This window comes from Streptomyces genisteinicus (genome assembly GCF_014489615.1).
Classification (GTDB): Bacteria; Actinomycetota; Actinomycetes; order Streptomycetales; family Streptomycetaceae; genus Streptomyces; species Streptomyces genisteinicus.
In genome coordinates this window covers 1,019,352-1,037,628 of sequence record NZ_CP060825.1, presented here as the reverse complement: position 1 = coordinate 1,037,628, position 18,277 = coordinate 1,019,352, and the positions used below count along the sequence as shown (strand labels likewise).

17 protein-coding genes are annotated in these 18,277 nt (G+C 74.1%); 10 read left to right on the top strand and 7 right to left on the bottom strand.

Annotated features, from left to right (window positions below; all coding sequences use genetic code 11):
- Window positions 1-70: 70 nt before the first annotated feature.
- From IAG43_RS04530 to IAG43_RS04520, 3 genes are all read left to right on the top strand, one after another.
- Window positions 71-1,435, top strand: a complete 1,365-nt coding sequence (locus IAG43_RS04530) for a peptidase C39 family protein (RefSeq protein WP_187739463.1) — start codon at window positions 71-73, stop codon at window positions 1,433-1,435.
- Between the two features lie 136 nt (window positions 1,436-1,571).
- Window positions 1,572-1,712: an SCO1431 family membrane protein gene (locus tag IAG43_RS04525; protein WP_187739462.1), complete on the top strand. Its 141-nt coding sequence runs from the start codon at window positions 1,572-1,574 to the stop codon at window positions 1,710-1,712.
- Between the two features lie 361 nt (window positions 1,713-2,073).
- The gene (locus IAG43_RS04520; protein WP_187739461.1) at window positions 2,074-3,246 is read left to right on the top strand and encodes an acyl-CoA dehydrogenase family protein; all 1,173 of its coding nucleotides are present in this window, start codon (window positions 2,074-2,076) and stop codon (window positions 3,244-3,246) included.
- 350 nt (window positions 3,247-3,596) lie between these two features.
- On the opposite strand, the gene IAG43_RS04515 is transcribed toward IAG43_RS04520, so the two are convergent.
- A complete protein-coding gene (locus IAG43_RS04515) occupies window positions 3,597-4,001 on the bottom strand; it encodes a hypothetical protein (protein WP_187739460.1) in 405 nt (134 codons plus the stop codon).
- A 237-nt stretch (window positions 4,002-4,238) separates the two neighbouring features.
- Between IAG43_RS04515 and IAG43_RS04510 the strand changes: the two genes are divergently transcribed.
- From IAG43_RS04510 to fxsA, 4 genes are all read left to right on the top strand, one after another.
- Entirely contained in the window at window positions 4,239-4,688 is a 450-nt protein-coding gene (locus IAG43_RS04510; protein ID WP_187739459.1) for an Lrp/AsnC family transcriptional regulator, read from the top strand.
- Window positions 4,689-4,888: 200 nt separating this feature from the next.
- On the top strand, window positions 4,889-6,514 hold the full coding sequence (locus tag IAG43_RS04505; RefSeq protein WP_187739458.1) for an amidohydrolase: 1,626 nt from the start codon (window positions 4,889-4,891) through the stop codon (window positions 6,512-6,514).
- Between the two features lie 498 nt (window positions 6,515-7,012).
- Window positions 7,013-7,810 carry a polyprenol monophosphomannose synthase gene (locus IAG43_RS04500; RefSeq protein WP_187739457.1) on the top strand — a complete coding sequence of 266 codons (798 nt, stop codon included), beginning with the start codon at window positions 7,013-7,015 and terminating at the stop codon, window positions 7,808-7,810.
- 46 nt (window positions 7,811-7,856) lie between these two features.
- A complete protein-coding gene (gene fxsA / locus IAG43_RS04495; protein WP_187739456.1) occupies window positions 7,857-8,462 on the top strand; it encodes an FxsA family membrane protein in 606 nt (201 codons plus the stop codon).
- 402 nt (window positions 8,463-8,864) lie between these two features.
- Here fxsA and IAG43_RS04490 read toward each other — a convergent pair whose 3' ends face one another.
- The 4 genes from IAG43_RS04490 to yczE all read right to left on the bottom strand — a co-directional run bounded on the left by IAG43_RS04490 (window position 8,865) and on the right by yczE (window position 12,336).
- Complete coding sequence (locus tag IAG43_RS04490; protein WP_026278069.1) at window positions 8,865-9,239, bottom strand: RNA polymerase-binding protein RbpA; 375 nt, start codon at window positions 9,237-9,239, stop codon at window positions 8,865-8,867.
- A gap of 256 nt (window positions 9,240-9,495) precedes the next feature.
- Window positions 9,496-10,851 (bottom strand): MFS transporter, encoded by a 1,356-nt coding sequence (locus tag IAG43_RS04485; RefSeq protein ID WP_187739455.1) that lies wholly within the window; start codon window positions 10,849-10,851, stop codon window positions 9,496-9,498.
- A gap of 43 nt (window positions 10,852-10,894) precedes the next feature.
- Window positions 10,895-11,659 (bottom strand): glycerophosphodiester phosphodiesterase family protein, encoded by a 765-nt coding sequence (locus IAG43_RS04480; RefSeq protein ID WP_425508569.1) that lies wholly within the window; start codon window positions 11,657-11,659, stop codon window positions 10,895-10,897.
- The gene (gene yczE, locus IAG43_RS04475; RefSeq protein ID WP_187739454.1) at window positions 11,656-12,336 is read right to left on the bottom strand and encodes a membrane protein YczE; all 681 of its coding nucleotides are present in this window, start codon (window positions 12,334-12,336) and stop codon (window positions 11,656-11,658) included. Before yczE ends, IAG43_RS04480 begins: the two co-directional genes overlap by 4 nt.
- A 64-nt stretch (window positions 12,337-12,400) precedes the next feature.
- Here yczE and IAG43_RS04470 point away from each other — a divergent pair, with 64 nt between their 5' ends.
- On the top strand, window positions 12,401-13,900 hold the full coding sequence (locus IAG43_RS04470) for an SCO1417 family PLP biosynthesis transcription factor (protein WP_187739453.1): 1,500 nt from the start codon (window positions 12,401-12,403) through the stop codon (window positions 13,898-13,900).
- Window positions 13,901-13,988: 88 nt separating this feature from the next.
- Here IAG43_RS04470 and IAG43_RS04465 read toward each other — a convergent pair whose 3' ends face one another.
- Window positions 13,989-15,584: a hypothetical protein gene (locus tag IAG43_RS04465; RefSeq protein WP_187739452.1), complete on the bottom strand. Its 1,596-nt coding sequence runs from the start codon at window positions 15,582-15,584 to the stop codon at window positions 13,989-13,991.
- Window positions 15,585-15,619: 35 nt separating this feature from the next.
- Complete coding sequence (locus IAG43_RS04460) at window positions 15,620-15,814, bottom strand: hypothetical protein (RefSeq protein ID WP_147990831.1); 195 nt, start codon at window positions 15,812-15,814, stop codon at window positions 15,620-15,622.
- Between the two features lie 295 nt (window positions 15,815-16,109).
- Here IAG43_RS04460 and IAG43_RS04455 point away from each other — a divergent pair, with 295 nt between their 5' ends.
- Both IAG43_RS04455 and IAG43_RS04450 read left to right on the top strand, forming a co-directional pair.
- Window positions 16,110-16,502: an ankyrin repeat domain-containing protein gene (locus tag IAG43_RS04455; RefSeq protein WP_187739451.1), complete on the top strand. Its 393-nt coding sequence runs from the start codon at window positions 16,110-16,112 to the stop codon at window positions 16,500-16,502.
- A gap of 332 nt (window positions 16,503-16,834) precedes the next feature.
- Window positions 16,835-18,253 (top strand): HEAT repeat domain-containing protein, encoded by a 1,419-nt coding sequence (locus IAG43_RS04450; RefSeq protein WP_187739450.1) that lies wholly within the window; start codon window positions 16,835-16,837, stop codon window positions 18,251-18,253.
- The last annotated feature ends 24 nt before the right edge of the window (window positions 18,254-18,277 follow it).

Genomic DNA, 18,277 nt, shown 5'->3' with positions numbered 1-18,277 from the left:
GAAGTGCTGGCCGCCCGCCGCCGCAGCCGGGATAGTGGCCCCACTGACGAGCACCCGACTTGGGGGTCCCATGGCCAGACCCGCTTCGCGCAGAACCGTCATCGGCGCCGCGGTCGCCGCCGCGAGCGCCGGAGCCCTGGGCTCCGCGGCCCCGGCCGGCGCCGCCGCCCCGCGCCGGGCCGCCACCGCCGCCCCGGCTGCGCCCCGCACCGTCGACAACCGCTTCTGGTCCACCTACACCGACTGGCGCTGCGGGGACGCCGCGGGCGTCCGGGCCGTCGCGGGCCGCCGCCCGGGGGTCGTGATCGCCGCACCCCTCGGCAGCGCCGAGATCACCGATCCCCACACCGGACGCACCCAGAGCTGGGAGTACGCGACCTGGACATCGCCCGAGCACCGCTCGGCGGTGCCCGCCACGGAGGCCGTCGCCTCCTGGAACGCGGACACCCCGCCCGGCACCTGGATCCGCATCGAACTGAGCGGACGCTACTCCGACGGAGGCCGGACGCCCTGGTTCGTGATGGGGCACTGGGCCTCGGGCGACGGCGACATCCGGCGCACCTCGGTCGACGACCAGGGCGACGGCAAGGCGTCGGTGTGGACCGACACGTTCGCCGTCGACGACGCGGCGAGCGGGCTGCGCCTCACCTCGTACCAGCTCCGGGTCACCCTCTACCGCAGGCCCGGCACCCGGCTCACGCCCACGGTGTGGCGGCTCGGAGCCATGGCGTCCGACGTCCCCGACCGGTTCGAGGTGCCCGCCTCCGTACCGGGCCCGGCACGCGAGCTCGACGTGCCGCGCTACTCGCAGAACACCCACGTCGGCCAGTACCCGGAGTACGACAACGGCGGCGAGGCGTGGTGCAGCCCCACCTCCTCGCAGATGATCGTCGAGTACTGGGGCCGCGGGCCGACGGCCGCGGAACTGGCCTGGGTGAACCCCGAGTTCGACGACCCGCAGGTGTGCCACGCCGCCCGCTTCACGTACGACTACCAGTACGCGGGCTGCGGCAACTGGCCGTTCAACGCGGCCTACGCCGCGACGTACCGGGACATGAGCGCCGTGGTCACCCGGCTGACCTCGCTGACGGACCTGGAGACGCTCGTCCGTGCCGGCATCCCGGCCATAACGTCGCAGTCCTTCCTCGAGAAGGAACTGACCGGCGCGGGATACGGCACGTCCGGACACCTGATGACCGTGGTCGGGTTCACCCCGGACGGAGACGTGGTCGCCAACGACCCCGCCTCGCCGAGCAACGAGGCGGTGCGCCGGGTCTACCGCCGCGCCGAGTGGGAGCGGATCTGGCTGCGCACCAAGCGCTTGAACGCGAGCGGCAGGGTCGTCTCCGGCACGGGCGGCATCTGCTACCTGTTCTGGCCCGTGCGTCCGACGCCGGCCCAGCGCAGGGCGCTCGAGGCCGTCGGCGTGCACTGACGGCGGGCCCGGTCCGCGAGCCGTGAGCGGCGCCGGGCCGGGCCGCGGGGGTGACGAACGTCTCTACCCCACGGCCCGGCCCGGCTGGCACTGTGGTGGGGTCCCGGGGGACGACACCGACCCGATCGAGAGCGCCATGACTTCGACCGCCGCAACCGCAGCCGCCGCCCGCACCCGCACCGGGGGTCCCGACGGGCCCGCGGTCCTGGAGCACGTCCTCGGCTGGACCCTGGTGGTCGTGCTGGCCGTGCTGATCACCCGGCTCGGCCTGCTCTGACGCGCTGCGGGCCCTGGCCCGCGGCCCCGCCGTGGCGTGAACCGGCCCGCCCGCGGCCGTCGCGCGAGCAGCCCCGCCCGGCGAGCCGCCGGCGTCCCGTGCACCGCCGGCCGTCGCCATCCGGTGAACCGGCCCGCCCCTCGCCGCTCCCGCCCCGGCCGCCGGCATTCCAAGATCGGCAGGTGTCCGGTACCTGGTGACGGCAGCCCGCCGATCGGGCATACTCGACGCGCCACAGCCGCCAACCAGCCTCTTTCGTGATCCGGAAGGGCAGCATCGGCCTGGCAGGACAACCGGCGGCGCGCCCCGACACCCTGCGCGCGCGACCGCCGCAGCGCCCGACAGGGAGGAGTGCGCCGCAATGCCAGACCGTGCCCCGCAGCCGGTGGACCGTCAGCTGCCCACCGACGAGGCCAGGGATCTGATCGCCCTGGTCCGCGACATCGTCCAGCGGGAGATCGCTCCCCGCGCGGCCGAGGAGGAGGAGGCCGGTCTCTTCCCGCGCGAAGTCTTCCGGCTCCTGTCCGGCTCCGGCCTGCTGGCCCTGCCCTACGCCTCCGAGCACGGAGGCGGCGACCAGCCCTACGAGGTCTATCTCCAGGTCCTCGAGGAACTGGCGGCCGCCCGGCTCACCGTCGGCCTCGGTGTCAGCGTCCACTCCCTCTCCTGCCACGCGCTCGCCGGCTACGGGACCAAGGAGCAGCGCGCCGAACACCTGCCGGCCATGCTCGGCGGCGGGCTGCTCGGCGCCTACTGCCTCTCCGAGCCCGCCTCCGGCTCGGACGCCGCGTCGCTGCGGACCAAGGCCGTGCGCGACGGCGACGACTGGGTGCTGACCGGCACCAAGGCGTGGATCACCCATGGTCCGGTGGCCGACTTCCTCACCGTGCTCGCCCGCACCGGTGGCGAGGGCGCGCGCGGGATCACCGCCTTCCTGGTCCCGGGGGACGCCCCCGGGCTGAGCGCCGCCGTGCCCGAGAAGAAGATGGGCATGAAGGGGTCGCCGACGGCCCAGCTCCACTTCGACGGAGTGCGGGTGCCCGACTCCCGCCGGATCGGGGACGAGGGCCAGGGCTTCGCCATCGCGCTCTCGGCGCTGGACTCGGGGCGCCTCGGCATCGCGGCGTGCGCCGTCGGCGTCGCGCAGGCGGCGCTGGACCAGGCCGTCGCGTACGCCACCGACCGCACGCAGTTCGGCCGGCCGATCGCCGACTTCCAGGGTCTGCGCTTCATGCTCGCCGACATGGCGACGCGCATCGAGGCGGGCCGCTCCCTCTACCTGACGGCCGCGCGCCTGCGCGACCAGGGCAAGCCGTTCTCCCGTCAGGCGGCGATGGCCAAGCTGTTCTGCACCGACGCGGCCATGGGCGTCACCACGGACGCGGTGCAGGTGCTCGGCGGCTACGGCTACACCCAGGACTTCCCGGTCGAGCGCTACATGCGCGAGGCGAAGGTCCTGCAGATCGTCGAGGGCACCAACCAGATCCAGCGCATGGTCATCGCCCGTCATCTCGCCGGGCCCGAGACGCGCTGACCCGCCCGCCTCCCGGGCGAGGTGCCGCGAGACGGTTCCACTCCGGGTCGCGGTACCCGGGCAGTGTCCCGCCGCGGCTCGCCCGGAGCCGCAGGAGATCGGCGTGGATCGGTGGGCCGGCCGGGTGCGGAACCGATTCTTCGGGCACCGGGGCGGTCAGGCGCCGGGCACCGCTCCCCGTCGGGGAGTACACCGGTCTCGTGCCGGGCCGACGCCCGCGCCCGCGCGGGGGTCACCGCCCGCGTGCATCGCGCGCCGGTCCGGACCGTACGCACCCCGCCCGTCGGGCGGGAGCATGCGCGACGCCCCGGGACCGCGACCCCTCGCGGTCCCCGGGCGCGGACGGTGCGTCAGGCGGCCTGCCGCAGCGGCACCATCTTGATCGGCCGTGACCCCGGGCCGCCGACGTGCGAGAACGGCTGGGTGCGCCAGTCCAGGCCCTGGGGGAGCGTCAGCACCACGATCGCGTCCTGGTCCTGGTGGGACAGGTGCTCGTCCGCCGGACGCGCGTCCGACGACGGCCGGCCGGTGCCCGCGCACTCGGCCAGTCCGAACGGGTTCCACCGAGTGGGGACCCGGGCGTGCTCGGGGAGCACCTCCTCGTCGGCGAGGAGGGCGATCGGCTGGGCGCAGTCCGGGCAGATGACCCGGTACATGCCGAAGGTGTCGTACGCGTCGAACTCCTCGGACTCGGCTCCGTCGGCCGAATCGACGGGCTCCAGTTCGGTGCGGCCGTCGTGCTTGGTCTTCTGCATGGAGAATCTCCCCCTCGGATGGGCCGATCAGGCGCTTGTGGCCTCGACCACAGCAAGCACTTCCCCTCGCGCGGCCCGGGTAACCGCGAGGTCACGACGGACCGTTGGGCAAACCTGTGGCGTTCGTCACACGGGGGCCCGTCGGGGCGGCGCTGCCACGGCCGGGACCCGGTCCGCGAGCCGCCGAGGCCGCCCCGGGCTGTGCCTGGGGGCCCTCGGGGCAATAGGTTGATCCGCATGGAGGAGCTGGATCGGCAGATCGTGGACTTGCTCGTCAAGGACGGGCGGATGAGCTACACCGACCTGGGCAAGGCCACCGGCCTGTCCACGTCGGCCGTGCATCAGCGCGTCCGCCGTCTGGAGCAGAGGGGCGTCATCCGCGGATACGCCGCCGTCGTGGATCCCGAGGCGGTCGGCCTGCCGCTGACCGCGTTCATCTCGGTGAAGCCCTTCGATCCCAGCGCTCCCGACGACATCGCCGACCGGCTCGCCGGCGTTCCGGAGATCGAGGCGTGCCACAGCGTCGCCGGCGACGAGAACTACATCCTCAAGGTCCGGGTGGGCACCCCCCACGAGCTGGAGAACCTGCTCACCCGCATCCGCTCGCTGTCCGGCGTCTCCACCCGCACGACGGTCGTCCTGTCGACCCCGTACGAGGCACGCCCGCCGCGGATCCAGTCCTCCTGACGCCCCCGCACGGGGCGCGCCCGTCCTGCGGCTCCGGTCGTGCCGTCGATCCCGTCCGGGGCGTGTCCGTCGCCGCACCGGTCGCGCCGTCGACCCTGCACGGGGCGCGCCCGCCGCGGCGCCGGCCGTGCCGTGCGGGCCCGTCCGGCCGCCGGGGTACCGGCCCCGGCCCGGCCCGCACGGGACCATAGGGTTGGCCCATGACCCAGAGCACCGCCCCCCAGAGCGACCACCGCACCGTGCTGCTGCGCGGTGGAGAAGTCCACAGCCCCGCAGACCCCTTCGCCACCGCGATGGTCGTCGAGAAGGGGCATGTCGCCTGGGTGGGCTCCGAGGGAGCGGCCGACGCCTTCGCCTCCGGCGTCGACGAGGTCGTGGACCTCGAAGGCGCCCTGGTCACCCCGGCCTTCACCGACGCGCACATGCACACGACCGCGACCGGCCTCGCGCTGACCGGCCTCGACCTCTCCCGGGCCGGCTCGCTCGCCGAGGCGGCCGCCCTGATCCGCGCCCACGCCCAGGACCGCCCCGGCGACCGCATCCTCACCGGACACGGCTGGGACGCCTCGCGGTGGCCCGAAGCCCGCCCGCCGCGGCGTGACGAGCTCGACGAGCTCACCGGCGGCCGCCCCCTGTACCTCACCCGGATCGACGTCCACTCGGCCGCCGTGACCACGGCGATGCTCGACCTCGTGCCCGGTGTCCGCGCGATGGCCGGCTTCCGCGACGGCGAACCGCTGACGGGCGACGCGCACCACGCCGTGCGGGACGCCGCGTACGGAGCCGTGTCGCCCGCCCAGCGCGCCGACGCCCAGCGCGCCGCCCTGCGCCGTGCCGCCTCCCTGGGCATCGGCACCGTCCACGAGTGCGGCGGGCCCCGCATCTCGTCGGAGGACGACTTCGCCGGCCTCCTCGCGCTCGCGGACCAGGAGCCCGGCCCTCGCGTCGTCGGCTACTGGGCCGACCTCGACGTCGAACGCGCGCGCGCCCTCGGCGCCGCGGGGGCGGCCGGCGACCTCTTCGTCGACGGTTCGCTCGGCTCGCACACCGCCTGCCTCCACGAGCCGTACGCCGACGCACCGCACACCGGCACGGCGCACCTGGCGGCGGCCGACGTGGCCGCCCACGTCGTGGCGTGCACCGAGGCGGGGCTCCAGGCCGGTTTCCACGCCATCGGCGACGCCGCCCTGACCGCGGTGACCGACGGCGTCCGGGCCGCTGCCGGGAAGCTGGGCCTCGCCCGGGTGCGCGCCGCCCGCCACCGCGTCGAGCACGCCGAGATGCTCACCCCCGAGACGGTCGCCGCCTTCGCCGAGTTCGGTCTCACCGCATCGGTGCAGCCCGCCTTCGACGCCGCGTGGGGCGGCGCCGACGGCATGTACGCGCAGCGGCTCGGCGCCGACCGGGCCCGCACCCTCAACCCGTACACCGCGCTGCTGCGTGCCGGAGTGCCGCTGGCCTTCGGCTCCGACAGCCCGGTCACCCCCCTCGACCCGTGGGGGACCGTCCGGGCGGCGGCGTTCCACCGCACCCCCGAGCACCGGGTCTCGGTCCGTGCCGCCTTCACCGCCCACACGCGCGGGGGCTGGCGGGCCGTGGGCCGCGACGACGCCGGAGTGCTGGTCCCGGGCGCCCCCGCGGACTACGCGGTCTGGCGCACCGGCGCACTCGTCGTCCAGGCGCCGGACGACCGCGTCGCGCGCTGGTCCACCGACCCCCGGTCGGGGACGCCGGGTCTGCCCGACCTGGCACCCGGCGCCGACCTGCCCCGCTGCCTGCGGACGGTGGTGGGCGGCCGAACCGTCTTCGAGGGCCCGAACGGGTGACGTACGGACATTTCGTCCCGTCCGCCCGGGCCCTCTCCCGTCCGCCTCGACCTGCGGATCTTCCTGTCTGACCTGCTGGTTCGGCTGATTCCCGCTGGTGGCGCGACTGTTGACAGCGAGCGCCCACGGGCCGGTAGGTTCGGTCGGGTCCACCACAGGACGTCCGACCGGCACCGTCCACGCAGTCGCCGAACGCCACTGGGCCATGGGGTGGTGTGCCGCACCGGCGCACCACCACTGGGAGCCAGGTCCAGCGCCAGCGCCTCGGAGACAGAGGGAAGGTTTCAGCCGGCCGGCAGGTGCGACCCGGGTGGGGCCCGGCGTTCAGTAGACAACGGCTCTCGGTCGACCCGCAGCCAGCGGGCCCCAGGTCGGCCCGAAGGGCGCCGGGCCCGATCCGCAGTTCCCGCTCCGCGCCCCGTGATCCGCCGCCTCCCTGCTGAGCGCCGTGAGCGCTCGCTATGGTGGGGACCTGCGTACGGACTTTAAGGGGCAGCAGTGAACGACGGTGGTGCGGTTCCCCATGGTGGACCCCAGGGGAGGCGGTACGGCCCGCTCGGCAGGGCGCTGGTGATCATCCCGACCTACAACGAGGCCGAGAACATCACCGCCGTCGTCGCGCGGGTGCGCGCCGCCGTGCCCGAGGCGGACGTCCTCGTCGCCGACGACAACAGCCCCGACGGCACCGGCAAGTTCGCCGACGAACTGGCCGCCACCGACGAGCAGGTGCACGTCCTGCACCGCAAGGGCAAGGAAGGGCTCGGCGCCGCCTACCTGGCTGGCTTCGACTGGGGCATCGAGCGCGGCTACGGCGTGCTCGTGGAGATGGACGCCGACGGCTCCCACCAGCCCGAGGAACTGCCCCGGCTGCTCACCGCCCTGAAGGGCGCCGACCTCGTGCTCGGTTCCCGCTGGGTGCCCGGCGGCCGCGTGGTCAACTGGCCCAAGCACCGCGAGATGCTCTCCCGCGGCGGCAGCACCTACTCCCGGATGCTGCTCGGCGTCCCCATCCGCGACGTCACCGGAGGGTTCCGCGCCTTCCGCGCCGAGACGCTCCAGGGCCTCGGCCTCACGGAGGTCGCCTCCCAGGGCTACTGCTTCCAGGTCGACCTGGCCCGCCGCGCCGTGGAAGCCGGCTTCCACGTCGTGGAGGTGCCGATCACCTTCGTCGAGCGCGAGCTGGGGGATTCGAAGATGAGCCGGGACATCGTCGTCGAGGCGCTCTGGCGGGTGACCGCATGGGGGGTCGGAAGCCGCGCGGGGCGGCTCCTGGGCCGCCGGCCCCCGAGCCACTGATCTTTTCCTTACGCCACCCCGGCGACCGCCCAGGCACACTGGGAGCATGACGACCGGTGCACCCACCCCGACCGCCCGCGGGCGCTCACGCGCCCGCACCCTCATCCCCCTCTCCATCGCCGCCTGGCTGGTCCTGGAGATCTGGCTGCTGACGCTCGTGGCGGGCGCGGCCGGCGGCTTCACGGTCTTCGCCCTGCTGGTGGCGGGGATCGTGCTGGGCGCGGTGGTGATCAAGCGGGCGGGGCGCCGGGCGTTCGCCAACCTCACCGAGACGCTCCAGCGCCAGGCGCCGGACCGCACGCCGGGCGCGGACCCCTTCGGCACCGGCCCCGCCGGCGCCTCCGCGGCCCCGTCGTCGCGCGGGGAGGGGAACGGCCTGCTGATGCTGGGCGGGCTGCTGCTCATGCTGCCCGGCCTCGTCTCCGACCTCTTCGGCCTGCTTCTGCTGCTGCCACCGGTGCGCACCCGTCTCGCCCGCTCCGCCGAACGCTCCCTGGAGCGCCGGATGAACGCGGTCTCGGCGGAGACCCTGGGCGGGGCCTTCCAGCAGGCCCGGATGCGCCGCCCGGACGGCAAGGTCGTCCAGGGCGAGGTCATCGTGCGCGACGAGCCGCCCGCGGACGAGACCCCCAGGCCGCCGCTCACTCCCTGAGCCCGGGGCGCGCCCGGGACGGGAGTTCCCGCCCCGGGCCCCCCGCCGGCGCCCCTCTGGGAACGGCGGCGCCGGGCGGGCACACGCCGCGCCGCCGCATTCTGCCCGCGCCCGGTGGTCCCCGTCTTCCGCTCCCCGTGCGGGCGCACAGCCGCACCCGTACGGCACGCGAAGCCCTGCGCCTCCGGCCTGAGGGGAGCGCACGGCGAAGGGCATGGACGAAGGAGCCGCACGGAACCCCGCACGAAGAAGCCGCAGGAAAGCCCGTACGAAGGAGCCCCGGGGGAGAGCCCGCACGCCGGAGCCGCGGGAAAGAGCACGCGAAGGAGCCGCGGGCCGGCGGCACCTCTCGGTGTCGCCGGTCCCGCGGCTCCTTCGTACGTGCCGGCCGCGCGAGTCCGGTCAGGCGGACTTGCGGCTGTCGCGCGGATGCACCGCGATGTTCATGGCGCCGGACCTGAGGACCGCCAGCCTCTCGGCCAGCACCTCCTCCAGCTCCTCGCGCGTACGCCGCTCCATGAGCATGTCCCAGTGCGTACGCGCAGGCTTGCCCTTCTTCTCCTCGGGGCCGTCCCCGTCAACGAGGAGTGCCTGGCTTCCGCAGACCTTGCACTCCCACTCCGGCGGAATCTCCGCCTCGACCGAGAACGGCATCTCGAAACGATGCCCCTTCTCGCATGCGTACTCCACCGCCTGGCGCGGGGCCAGATCGATGCCGCGGTCGGTCTCGTAGCTGGTCACCACGAGGCGCGTGCCGCGAAGAGCTCGCTCACTCATGAATCGTGCCTCCCGGGCTTGTCGCCCACAGGACAGGTGTCGCTGTCGTCGTCATCCGGTCAACGTCCGGTCGGCGGTAAAGATTCCCGTTGCGGGTCATGCGTCGCCCGTCGTGCCGCCCCTTGTTCTACCCACCAGTGCCCGGTTTGTCACATCTGAACGCAGATGTCACCCAGCGTCTTTCGCCATTGAGCACGCAGTAACGGTCCGCCTGGCAGGCCAAAGGCGTACACTACCGGCCTTGCGCATCCGCTGTCTAAATGCGCTCCGGCAGCGGGTTCCCCGCGGCGACCACCGCCCGCCGCACCGGGACCCTCGCCAGCAGCGCGAATCCCAGCACGAAGAAGATCACCAGAGAGATGATGGCATCCCGGTAGCTCCCGGTCACCTGATACGCGAGACCGAACACCAGTGGCCCCAGCCAGCTCAGCCCCCGGTCGCTCATCTCGTACGCGGAGAAGTACTCCGCCTCCTTGCCCGGCGGCACCAGGTGGGAGAAGAGCGAACGGGACAGCGCCTGGCTGCCGCCCAGCACCAGCCCGATCCCCGCGGCGAGGCAGAAGAACCAGACCGGCGCACCGGCGGGCAGGAAGTACCCGGCGACCAGGATCGCCGTCCACACGCCCAGCGAGCCGAGGATCGTGCGCTTGGCGCCGTACGTCCTGGCCAGCCGCCCCATGCCCAGCGCACCGGCCACGGCGAGCACCTGCACCAGCAGCACGGCGACGATCAGGGTCGTCTGGTCGAGGCCGAGCTCCTCCGAGCCGTAGACCGACGCCTGGGAGATGACGGTCTGGATGCCGTCGTTGTAGACGAGGTAGGCGAGCAGGAACGACAGCGTCAGCGGATGCCGGCGCATGTCCTTGAGCGTCGCGATCAGCTGGCGCCAGCCCGACCCGACCGCTCCCTCGCCCGAGGGCGCCACCCGCCGGTCCCGCAGACGGCGCAGCGGCACGATGCTCCAGGCGCCCCACCACAGTCCGGCCGACGCCAGGCAGATCCGGACGGCGTCCCCTTCGGACAGGCCGAAGGAGTCGTGACCCGAGTACACGATCAGGTTCAGCACCAGGACCAGGGCGCCGGAGGTGTAGCCGAAGGCCCAGCCCCGTGAGGAGACGGAGTCCCGCTCGTCGGGCCCGGCGATCTGCGGCAGGTAGGCGTTGTAGAGGGCCATCGACACCGCGAGCGAGGCGTTGGCCACGATCAGCAGGAACGCGCCGAGCAGATACCGGTCGCCGTCGAGCAGGAACATGCAGGTGGTGGCCGCCGCCCCGGTGTACGCGGCGGCGGCGAGCAGCGGCTTCTTGCGGCCCGTCCGGTCCGCCGCCGCCCCCGCGAGCGGCATGACGAGGATCGCGAGCACCACCGACACGGACACCGCGTACGGGAAGACGGATCCGGCGCGCACGGGTATGCCGAGCGGATGGACGAAGCCGTCGGCGTCGGCCGCGGCCTTCGCGACCGAGGTCAGGTACGGGCCGAGGAACACCGTGACCACGCTCGTCGAGTAGACCGAGCACGCGAAGTCGTAGAAGTACCAGCCGCGCTGCTCCCGGCGGCGAGCGCCCCCCTCGTCCGTGCCCGCCTCGTGGCCGGCCGTCTCCGCCGTCATCCGCGCCCCCTCGATCGTCCCCTGCGCAGGCGCGTCCGGACGATCAGACCCACAGGCCCCGGCCGGTCAGTACGGTGCGCAACGTCTCCAGATGATCGGTCATGATGCCATCCACGCCAAGGTCCAGGAGCCGCTCCATCCCCTCGGCGTCGTTCACCGTCCAGACGTGCACCTGGAGCCCCCGGTCGTGCGCCGCGCGGACGAACCGCCGGTCCACCACGCGCACCCCGTACTCCTTCTCCGGAACCTGGACGCACACCGCACCGCCCCGCAGCGGGGCGGGGACGCCCAGCGACGAGAGCCGCAGCCCCAGCACGCCCCGGACGCCCAGGGACGTGGCCAGCCGCGGGCCGGCGAGCCGGGCGGCCCGGGCCACCCGCCGCTCGGAGAAGGAGCCGACGCACACCCGGTCCCAGGCCCCGGTGCGGCCGATCAGCGCGATCAGCGGCTCCAGCGCCGAGGCGGCCTTGACGTCCACGTTCCAGCGGGCGTCGGGGAACTCCTCCAGGAGCTCCTCGAAGAGCGGCAGTGGCTCCCGGCCCGCCACCCGGGCCCGGCGCACCTCGCTCCAGGGCAGCGCCGCGATCCGGCCGCCGCTGTCGGTGACCCGGTCGAGCGTCGCGTCGTGGAAGGCCACGAGCCGCCCGTCACGGGTGGTGTGGACGTCGGTCTCGAAGTAGCGGTAGCCGGCGTCCGCGGCCCGCCGGAACGCGGCCGCCGTGTTCTCCAGTCCGTCCGCGGCCCCGCCGCGGTGGGCGAAGGCGAGCGTCGCCGGATGGTCGAGATAGGGGTGGGATATGCGGATCACGGTCGCAGTATGGACTGCCGGGGTGACGCGCCGGCGACCACGGTGCTGCTCTTCTCCGGCTCGGGGACGGCGAACACCCGCAGGAAGAACTGCGCGAGGGGGCCGATGGCGAGCGCGTAGAGCACCGTGCCGGCGCCGACCGTGCCCCCGAGCAGGAAGCCGGTCGCCACGACCACCACCTCCAGTCCGGTGCGCACCAGGCGGATCGACCGGCCCGTCAGCCGGTGCAGTCCGGTCATCAGACCGTCGCGCGGGCCCGGCCCGAAGCGGGCCGATATGTAGAGGCCGGTGGCCATGCCGTTCAGCACCACGCCGGCCACCAGCAGCGGCACGCGCGCCCCGAGCGGCTGGACGTCGGGCACCAGGGCGAGGGTGGCGTCCATGGCCAGCCCGACCACGAACACGTTGGAGACGGTGCCGAGCCCCGGTCGCTGCCGGATCGGGATCCACAGCAGCAGCACGACGGCGCCGACGATGATCGACACGACGCCGATCGAGATCCCGGTCCGCTCCGAGAGCCCCTGGTGCAGCACCCCCCACGGTTCCAGTCCGAGACCGGCGCGCACCAGGAGCGCCGAGCTGGCCCCGTACAGCGCGAGGCCGGCGTAGAGCTGGAGCAGTCTGCGGGTGAGATACGCGGGCACGGGGACCCCTCTGGTGGTAGTGGACCGATGCATGTCACTCTGTGGCTATGGAAAGAGCCGCAACCATGGCCAATTCGAGGAAGGTGGACTGACTTCCATGTCGCAGTGGACCTCGGCGGTGGGAGCGGCGCAGCTCGCCCGCCAGCTCAGCGCACAGCAGCAGCGCCCCGCCGGCCCGGGCACCCGCCGTCCGCCGGCCTACCGCGCCCTCGCGGACGGCATCCGCCTCCTGGTGCTCGAGGGGAGGGTCCCGGTGGCCGCCCGTCTCCCCGCCGAGCGCGAACTGGCCCTGTCGCTCTCCGTCAGCCGCACCACCGTGGCCGCCGCGTACGAGGCGCTGCGCTCCGAAGGCTTCCTGGAGTCCCGCAGGGGAGCGGGCAGCTGGACCGCCGTCCCCGCGGGCAACCCCCTCCCGGCCCGCGGTCTGGAACCCCTCCCGCCCGAGTCACTCGGTTCCATGATCGACCTCGGCTGCGCCGCCCTCCCGGCCCCCGAGCCGTGGCTCACCCAGGGCTTCCAGGGGGCCCTCGAGGAGCTGCCTCCGTACGCCCACACCCACGGCGACTACCCGGCCGGACTGCCCGCCCTGCGGCAGATGCTCGCCGACCGGTACACCGAGCGCGGCATCCCCACCATGCCCGAGCAGATCATGGTCACCACCGGCGCGATGGGGGCCATCGACGCCATCTGCCACCTCTTCGCCGGCCGCGGCGAGCGCATCGCCGTGGAGTCCCCGTCGTACGCCAACATCCTCCAGCTGATGAGGGAGGCCGGGGCGCGGCTGGTGCCGGTGGCGATGGCCGCCGGGCTCAGCGGCTGGGACCTCGGACGCTGGCGGCAGGTGCTGCGCGAGGCCGCGCCGCGCCTCGCCTACGTCGTCGCCGACTTCCACAACCCCACCGGCGCGCTCGCCGACGACGACCAGCGCCGCGCCCTCGTCGAGGCTGCCCGCTCCGCCGGGACCGTCCTCGTCGTCGACGAGACCATGTCCGAACTCCACCTCGACCCGGACGTCGTCATGCCGCGGCCCGTCTGCGGCTTCGACCCGGCCGGGTCGACGGTGCTCACCGTCGGCTCGGCGAGCAAGGCGTTCTGGGCCGGGATGCGGATCGGCTGGGTGCGCGCCGCGCCGGACGTCATCCGGTCCCTCGTCGCCGCCCGCGCCTACGCCGACCTCGGCACCCCCGTGCTGGAGCAGCTGGGCGTCAACTGGCTGATGCGCACCGGCGGCTGGGACAGCGCCGTGACCATCCGCCGCGAGCAGGCGCGGGAGAACCGTGACGCACTGGTCGCGGCGGTGCGCCGGGAGCTGCCCGACTGGGAGTTCGACGTGCCGCAGGGCGGGCTGACGCTCTGGGTCCGCACCGGCGGACTCTCCGGCTCCCGGCTCGCCGAAGTGGGGGAGCGGGTGGGGGTCCGGGTGCCCTCGGGACCGCGGTTCGGCGTCGACGGCGCCTTCGAGGGGTACGTCCGCCTGCCGTTCACCGTGGGCGGGCCCGTCGCCGACGAGGCCGCCGTCCGGCTGGCCGCCGCCGCCCGGCTGGTGCGGACGGGGGCGGCCACCGGAGCCGAGTCGCCCCGGACGTTCGTGGCCTGACATGCGACGGCCGGGCCCCCGCGCGGTGCGGGGACCCGGCCGCCGCAGGTCAGGCGCCGCGGGCCAGGAGGGACGTTCGCAACGCGCCTCAGCCCTCGGCGGGGACCGCGACGGGCGGCTTGGCGAGCGCGGGCCGCGCCTCTGCCGCGGCTGCGGCGTCCTCGTTCCCGTCGCCCTCGTCGGGGCGCCCGGGGAGCAGACCGAGTACCGCCTGGCGGTGTGCCTCGGCCGACGTGTCGTCGAACGGGTCGGGGGTCGCCGGGACCTGGATCCGCAGCACCTCGCCGGTGCCGAGCCGGGCGTACCCGCGGCCGGGCGGGACGGCGTCGGCCGCGGTGGTGCCCGGAGCGGCGCCGAGGACGGCCTCCACCCGCTCGAAGGGGACGGGGCCGAGCACGACCCGTGCCCGGGTGTGGGTGCGCACGGTCTCGGTGAGGGACTGCTCGGCGTCCAGCTGTTCCGCGACCACGACGGTGACCTGGGCGGCCCTGCCGTGCCGCAACGGCACCCGGAGGAGCTCCTGGGGGTCCATGTGGCCGTCGGCCGCCGCGAGGTGCCCCAGGGCTCCGGGGCGGTCCACCAGGATCCAGAGCGGCCGCCGGGTGTCCTCCGGGACGGGCAGTCCGGCCTGCCGTGCCCGGTTGAGGGCGATCAGCCGCCGCTCCGTCTCCTGCGCCGCCCACTCCAGACCCGACAGGGCCCCGGCCGCGCCGCACTCCACCCCGAGGACGCCGGGGCGGCCGGTGAAGCAGGCGAACTCGCCGGTGCCGCCTCCCTCGACGATGAGGACGTCGCCGTGGCGCAGGGCCTGGAGGGCGATCGAGCGCAGCAGGGTGGTGGCGCCGCTGCCCGGGTCCCCGAGCACCAGCAGATGCGGTTCGGCGGAACGGGGGCCGGTGCGCCAGACCACGGGCGGCGCCTGCTCGACGCCGTTCGGCGAGGTGACCGGCACGGTCCGCTGGACGGACTCGGGGTCGGTGAAGCCCAGCACCGTCTCGCCGGGCGAGACGACGAAGGGCTGTGCCGCGATCGCCGTGGACAGCGCGGGCAGCACGCTCATCAGGAGCTGGTTGCCCTCCTCGTCCCAGGCGAAGCGGTACTCGCGGCCCCGTCCGGACTTCGCGTGCAGCAGGCGCTCGATGCGCTCGCGCGAAGCGGCCTCGGAGTCGGTGAACCAGGCCGGGTAGCTTACCCGGAGCCGGGTGAGACGGCCGTCGTCGTCGAACTCGTAGGAGCCGAAGGCCTTGCTCCACTCGCCGCCGTGGGCGAAGAGCGGAGCCGGGTCGCCCTCGGCCGAGAAGTACGGCACGAGGGCTTCGTAGAGAGCGGTGAGACGGGCGATCTCCGCGTCGGCGGGACCGGTGCGCACCGGCGCCTTGACGCGGCCCGCCCAGGCGGCCGCGGCCATCACCGTGATCAGGGCGATCAGGGGCCCGTACGGGATGAGCGCGACCACCAGGACGCAGGCCGCCACGAAGAACAGGCTGGGACCACGCCGTTCCTTCGGTGTGGCGGCCCATCTGCTGCGGGCCATGGCGGCCAGCTTCCGCAGACCACGGCCGACCGTGATCAGCGGATGGAGGACATCCGTGGCGCTGTCGGCGGCCGTGCGCGCCAGCTCCCTGCTACGGGCGATCTGTGCGCTGCCGCTGGTCAGAATGCGGGGGAGTGGTCGCCTGGCCACATCTGTCTCCTGATGTGCTCGTCGGTCGTACGGGGTCAGAACTTGATCCCGCCGAGCAGCCCGGCGAGGCTCGTGGTGCCCGCCGTGATGCTCGGCGCGATCGCGGTGCCCGCGAGGAAGAAGCCGAAGAGCGCGGAGACGAACGCGTGCGAGGCCTTCAGGCCGTCCTTCCGGAAGAAGAGGAAGACGATGATGCCGAGCAGCACGACGCCTGACATGGACAGGATCATGAGGTTCTCCTGGGTGAGGGGACATTCACCATGAGTTCTTCCATCCTTACGGAAAGTATCTATACGACAAAAGGTTCATTCGAGTGAATTTCGGTCATCTTCACTCGAATGGGTGGCGACCCGGCTCCCGCCGGCAGGCGCCCCGCCCGCCCGGACGGCAGAGTTCGCCGTCACCGCCCGGGTGCGCGCACGCGTCCCCCGGGCCGTCGGCGTCCGGGCAGTACCCTGTCGGTTCACTCGTACGGCCGCTCCCGCCGTGCGATCCAGGTCAACGTGGTGAAAGGCGGTCATTCAGATGAGCGAGGTCCCGGACTCCGAGGTGATCGAACTCGCGACCAAGGTCTTCGACCTGGCGCGCCGCGGCGAGACCGAGACCCTCGCCGCCTATCTCGACGCGGGCGTCCCCGCCGACCTCACCAACGACAAGGGCGACACCCTCGTGATGCTCGCCGCCTACCACGGCCACCCCGCGACGGTGGAGGCGCTGCTCGCCCGCGGAGCCGCCGCCGACCGTGCCAACGACCGCGGCCAGACCCCCCTCGCGGGAGCCGTGTTCAAGGGGGAGGGCGCCGTGATCCGCGTACTCCTCGACGGGGGCGCGGACCCGCAGGCGGGCACGCCGTCCGCCGCCGATACCGCGCGGATGTTCGGGAAGACGGACCTGCTGGAGCTGTTCGACGGCCGCTGACGGCCGCCGCCGCCCTGCGGCCCGGCGGCCCGTGCCACCGGGCGGCCGGCCGGCAGCCGCCGCCGGCCCGCGTCCGGCGATCCCCCGGCCCGTGCGCCGGCGGGGACGCCGTAAATGTGGTCGCGGTGGCGAAATGCGTCGGTCATCATGACGTCAGCCCCGTCCCGGACCTCATCATCCGGGAACTCCCCCCGGGCACCGAAGAGAGGCAGAGAGAATGATTCACACCGAGCAGAAGACGCGTCGTACGACGAGCGGACCGACATGCTGCTGCGTGGCCTAGGCATCGTCAGTCCCCGGTCACGTCGACAGCTTGATGTGAGGCTCTCCCCATGTTCGATCCAGTCATAGCGCCGAGCGGCACGCTGCTCGGCCTCCTGCAGAGGGGCCGTGGCGACGGCACCCTGCACGCCCTGGCCGCCCCCCGCGCCGACGCGCTCGCGGCCCTCGACCACTGTGTGGTGAACGACCCCCGCCACGACTGGCAGGTCGAGAACCGCTCCCTCTACTACGCACGCCTCTACCTGGACCTCCACGGCTCGCTCGGCGGCATCGAGCGGCACCTGACCGCGAGCAGCGACCTCGTCGACACCGACGAGACCCGCACCGGTCTCGCGCTCGCCGTCCTCGGCCACCTCGCCTCCTACGGCAGGGGGGACGCCCTCGCCCTGCTGCGGCGGTACGCCGCGAGCGGAGCCAACTGGGAATGGGCCCTCGACGAACTCGCCCTGCGCGACGACGACACCGGCCTGCGCACCCTCGCCGAGCCGGTGCTCGCCCGCTTCCCGGCCACCCCGGAAGGCGACGCCGCACTCGCCGCCACGGTCCGCGACGCCTTCGAACCCCGGCCCTGGCGGCTGTGGGAGGAGGACCCCCGCGCCTTCGTCGGCGCCCGGATCAGGTCCGCCAGGGAGGCGGGGTCGTTCGACCGCTGGCAGCGCCAGATGCGCCCCAGCGGCCCCCGGCCCGGCTGGAGCGTCCAGGCGGTCCTCGACTGGGCCGACGACGGGCTGGAGCGCGGCACCCCCCGCCACGTCCCCGCCGCCCGCTGCCTGGCCGCCGTGGCCGCGCCCGAGGACCGGCCCCGGATCGCGGACGCAGCACGCCACGGCAGCGACGGCGCACGCTGCGCCGCCCTGCAGTACCTCGCCGACATCCAGGACCCCTCCGTCCTCGACCTCGTCGAGGCCGCCGTCAACGACGGCTCGCGGGTCGTCGCCGACGCCGCGGTCCTCGCCTTCGAGCGGATGTGCGGCGACGAAGCCGTGGACCGGGCCCGCGGCTGGGTGCACCGCCCCGACGCGCTCGGCGCCTCCGCCGCCGGCGTCCTGGCCTGCAAGGGCACCGCCAGGGACGCCCCCCTCGTCCTCGGCGCCCTGCGCGGCACCGTCCGCGGCGAAGGACCCGACGCACCGGAGCTCTGGACCCTCGTCGACGGCGCCGGACGCCTCGGCATCGCCTGCGCCGCCCCCGTGCTGCGCCACGTCTACCGCGAGACGACCTCCTCCCGTCTCCGCGGCCGGGCCGCCGCCGCACTCGCCGCCACCGACCCCTCCTACGCCACCGGGTTCGCCGTCGAATGCCTCTGGGACTGCGAGGAGACGACCCGCGAGGTCGCCGCCCTGCACGCCGAGACCGGCGACGTCCGCGTCGCCGAACGGCTGCGCAGACTCGCCGCCGACCCCGCCGAGGAAGCCGAGGTGCAGACCGCCGTGCGCAGCAGGATCGGGCCCGACATGCCCGCTGTGTGACGACTCCCGGCCGCCCCCGGCGGC

Bases quoted from the DNA above. Each gene is read 5' to 3' on its own strand.
- IAG43_RS04530 (WP_187739463.1), top strand. From the start codon at position 71: ATGGCCAGACCCGCTTCGCGCAGAACCGTCATCGGCGCCGCGGTCGCC.
- IAG43_RS04525 (WP_187739462.1), top strand. From the start codon at position 1,572: ATGACTTCGACCGCCGCAACCGCAGCCGCCGCCCGCACCCGCACCGGG.
- IAG43_RS04520 (WP_187739461.1), top strand. From the start codon at position 2,074: ATGCCAGACCGTGCCCCGCAGCCGGTGGACCGTCAGCTGCCCACCGAC.
- IAG43_RS04515 (WP_187739460.1), bottom strand. From the start codon at position 4,001: ATGCAGAAGACCAAGCACGACGGCCGCACCGAACTGGAGCCCGTCGAT.
- IAG43_RS04510 (WP_187739459.1), top strand. From the start codon at position 4,239: ATGGAGGAGCTGGATCGGCAGATCGTGGACTTGCTCGTCAAGGACGGG.
- IAG43_RS04505 (WP_187739458.1), top strand. From the start codon at position 4,889: ATGACCCAGAGCACCGCCCCCCAGAGCGACCACCGCACCGTGCTGCTG.
- fxsA (WP_187739456.1), top strand. From the start codon at position 7,857: ATGACGACCGGTGCACCCACCCCGACCGCCCGCGGGCGCTCACGCGCC.
- IAG43_RS04490 (WP_026278069.1), bottom strand. From the start codon at position 9,239: ATGAGTGAGCGAGCTCTTCGCGGCACGCGCCTCGTGGTGACCAGCTAC.
- IAG43_RS04485 (WP_187739455.1), bottom strand. From the start codon at position 10,851: ATGACGGCGGAGACGGCCGGCCACGAGGCGGGCACGGACGAGGGGGGC.
- yczE (WP_187739454.1), bottom strand. From the start codon at position 12,336: ATGCATCGGTCCACTACCACCAGAGGGGTCCCCGTGCCCGCGTATCTC.
- IAG43_RS04470 (WP_187739453.1), top strand. From the start codon at position 12,401: ATGTCGCAGTGGACCTCGGCGGTGGGAGCGGCGCAGCTCGCCCGCCAG.
- IAG43_RS04460 (WP_147990831.1), bottom strand. From the start codon at position 15,814: ATGATCCTGTCCATGTCAGGCGTCGTGCTGCTCGGCATCATCGTCTTC.
- IAG43_RS04455 (WP_187739451.1), top strand. From the start codon at position 16,110: ATGAGCGAGGTCCCGGACTCCGAGGTGATCGAACTCGCGACCAAGGTC.
- IAG43_RS04450 (WP_187739450.1), top strand. From the start codon at position 16,835: ATGTTCGATCCAGTCATAGCGCCGAGCGGCACGCTGCTCGGCCTCCTG.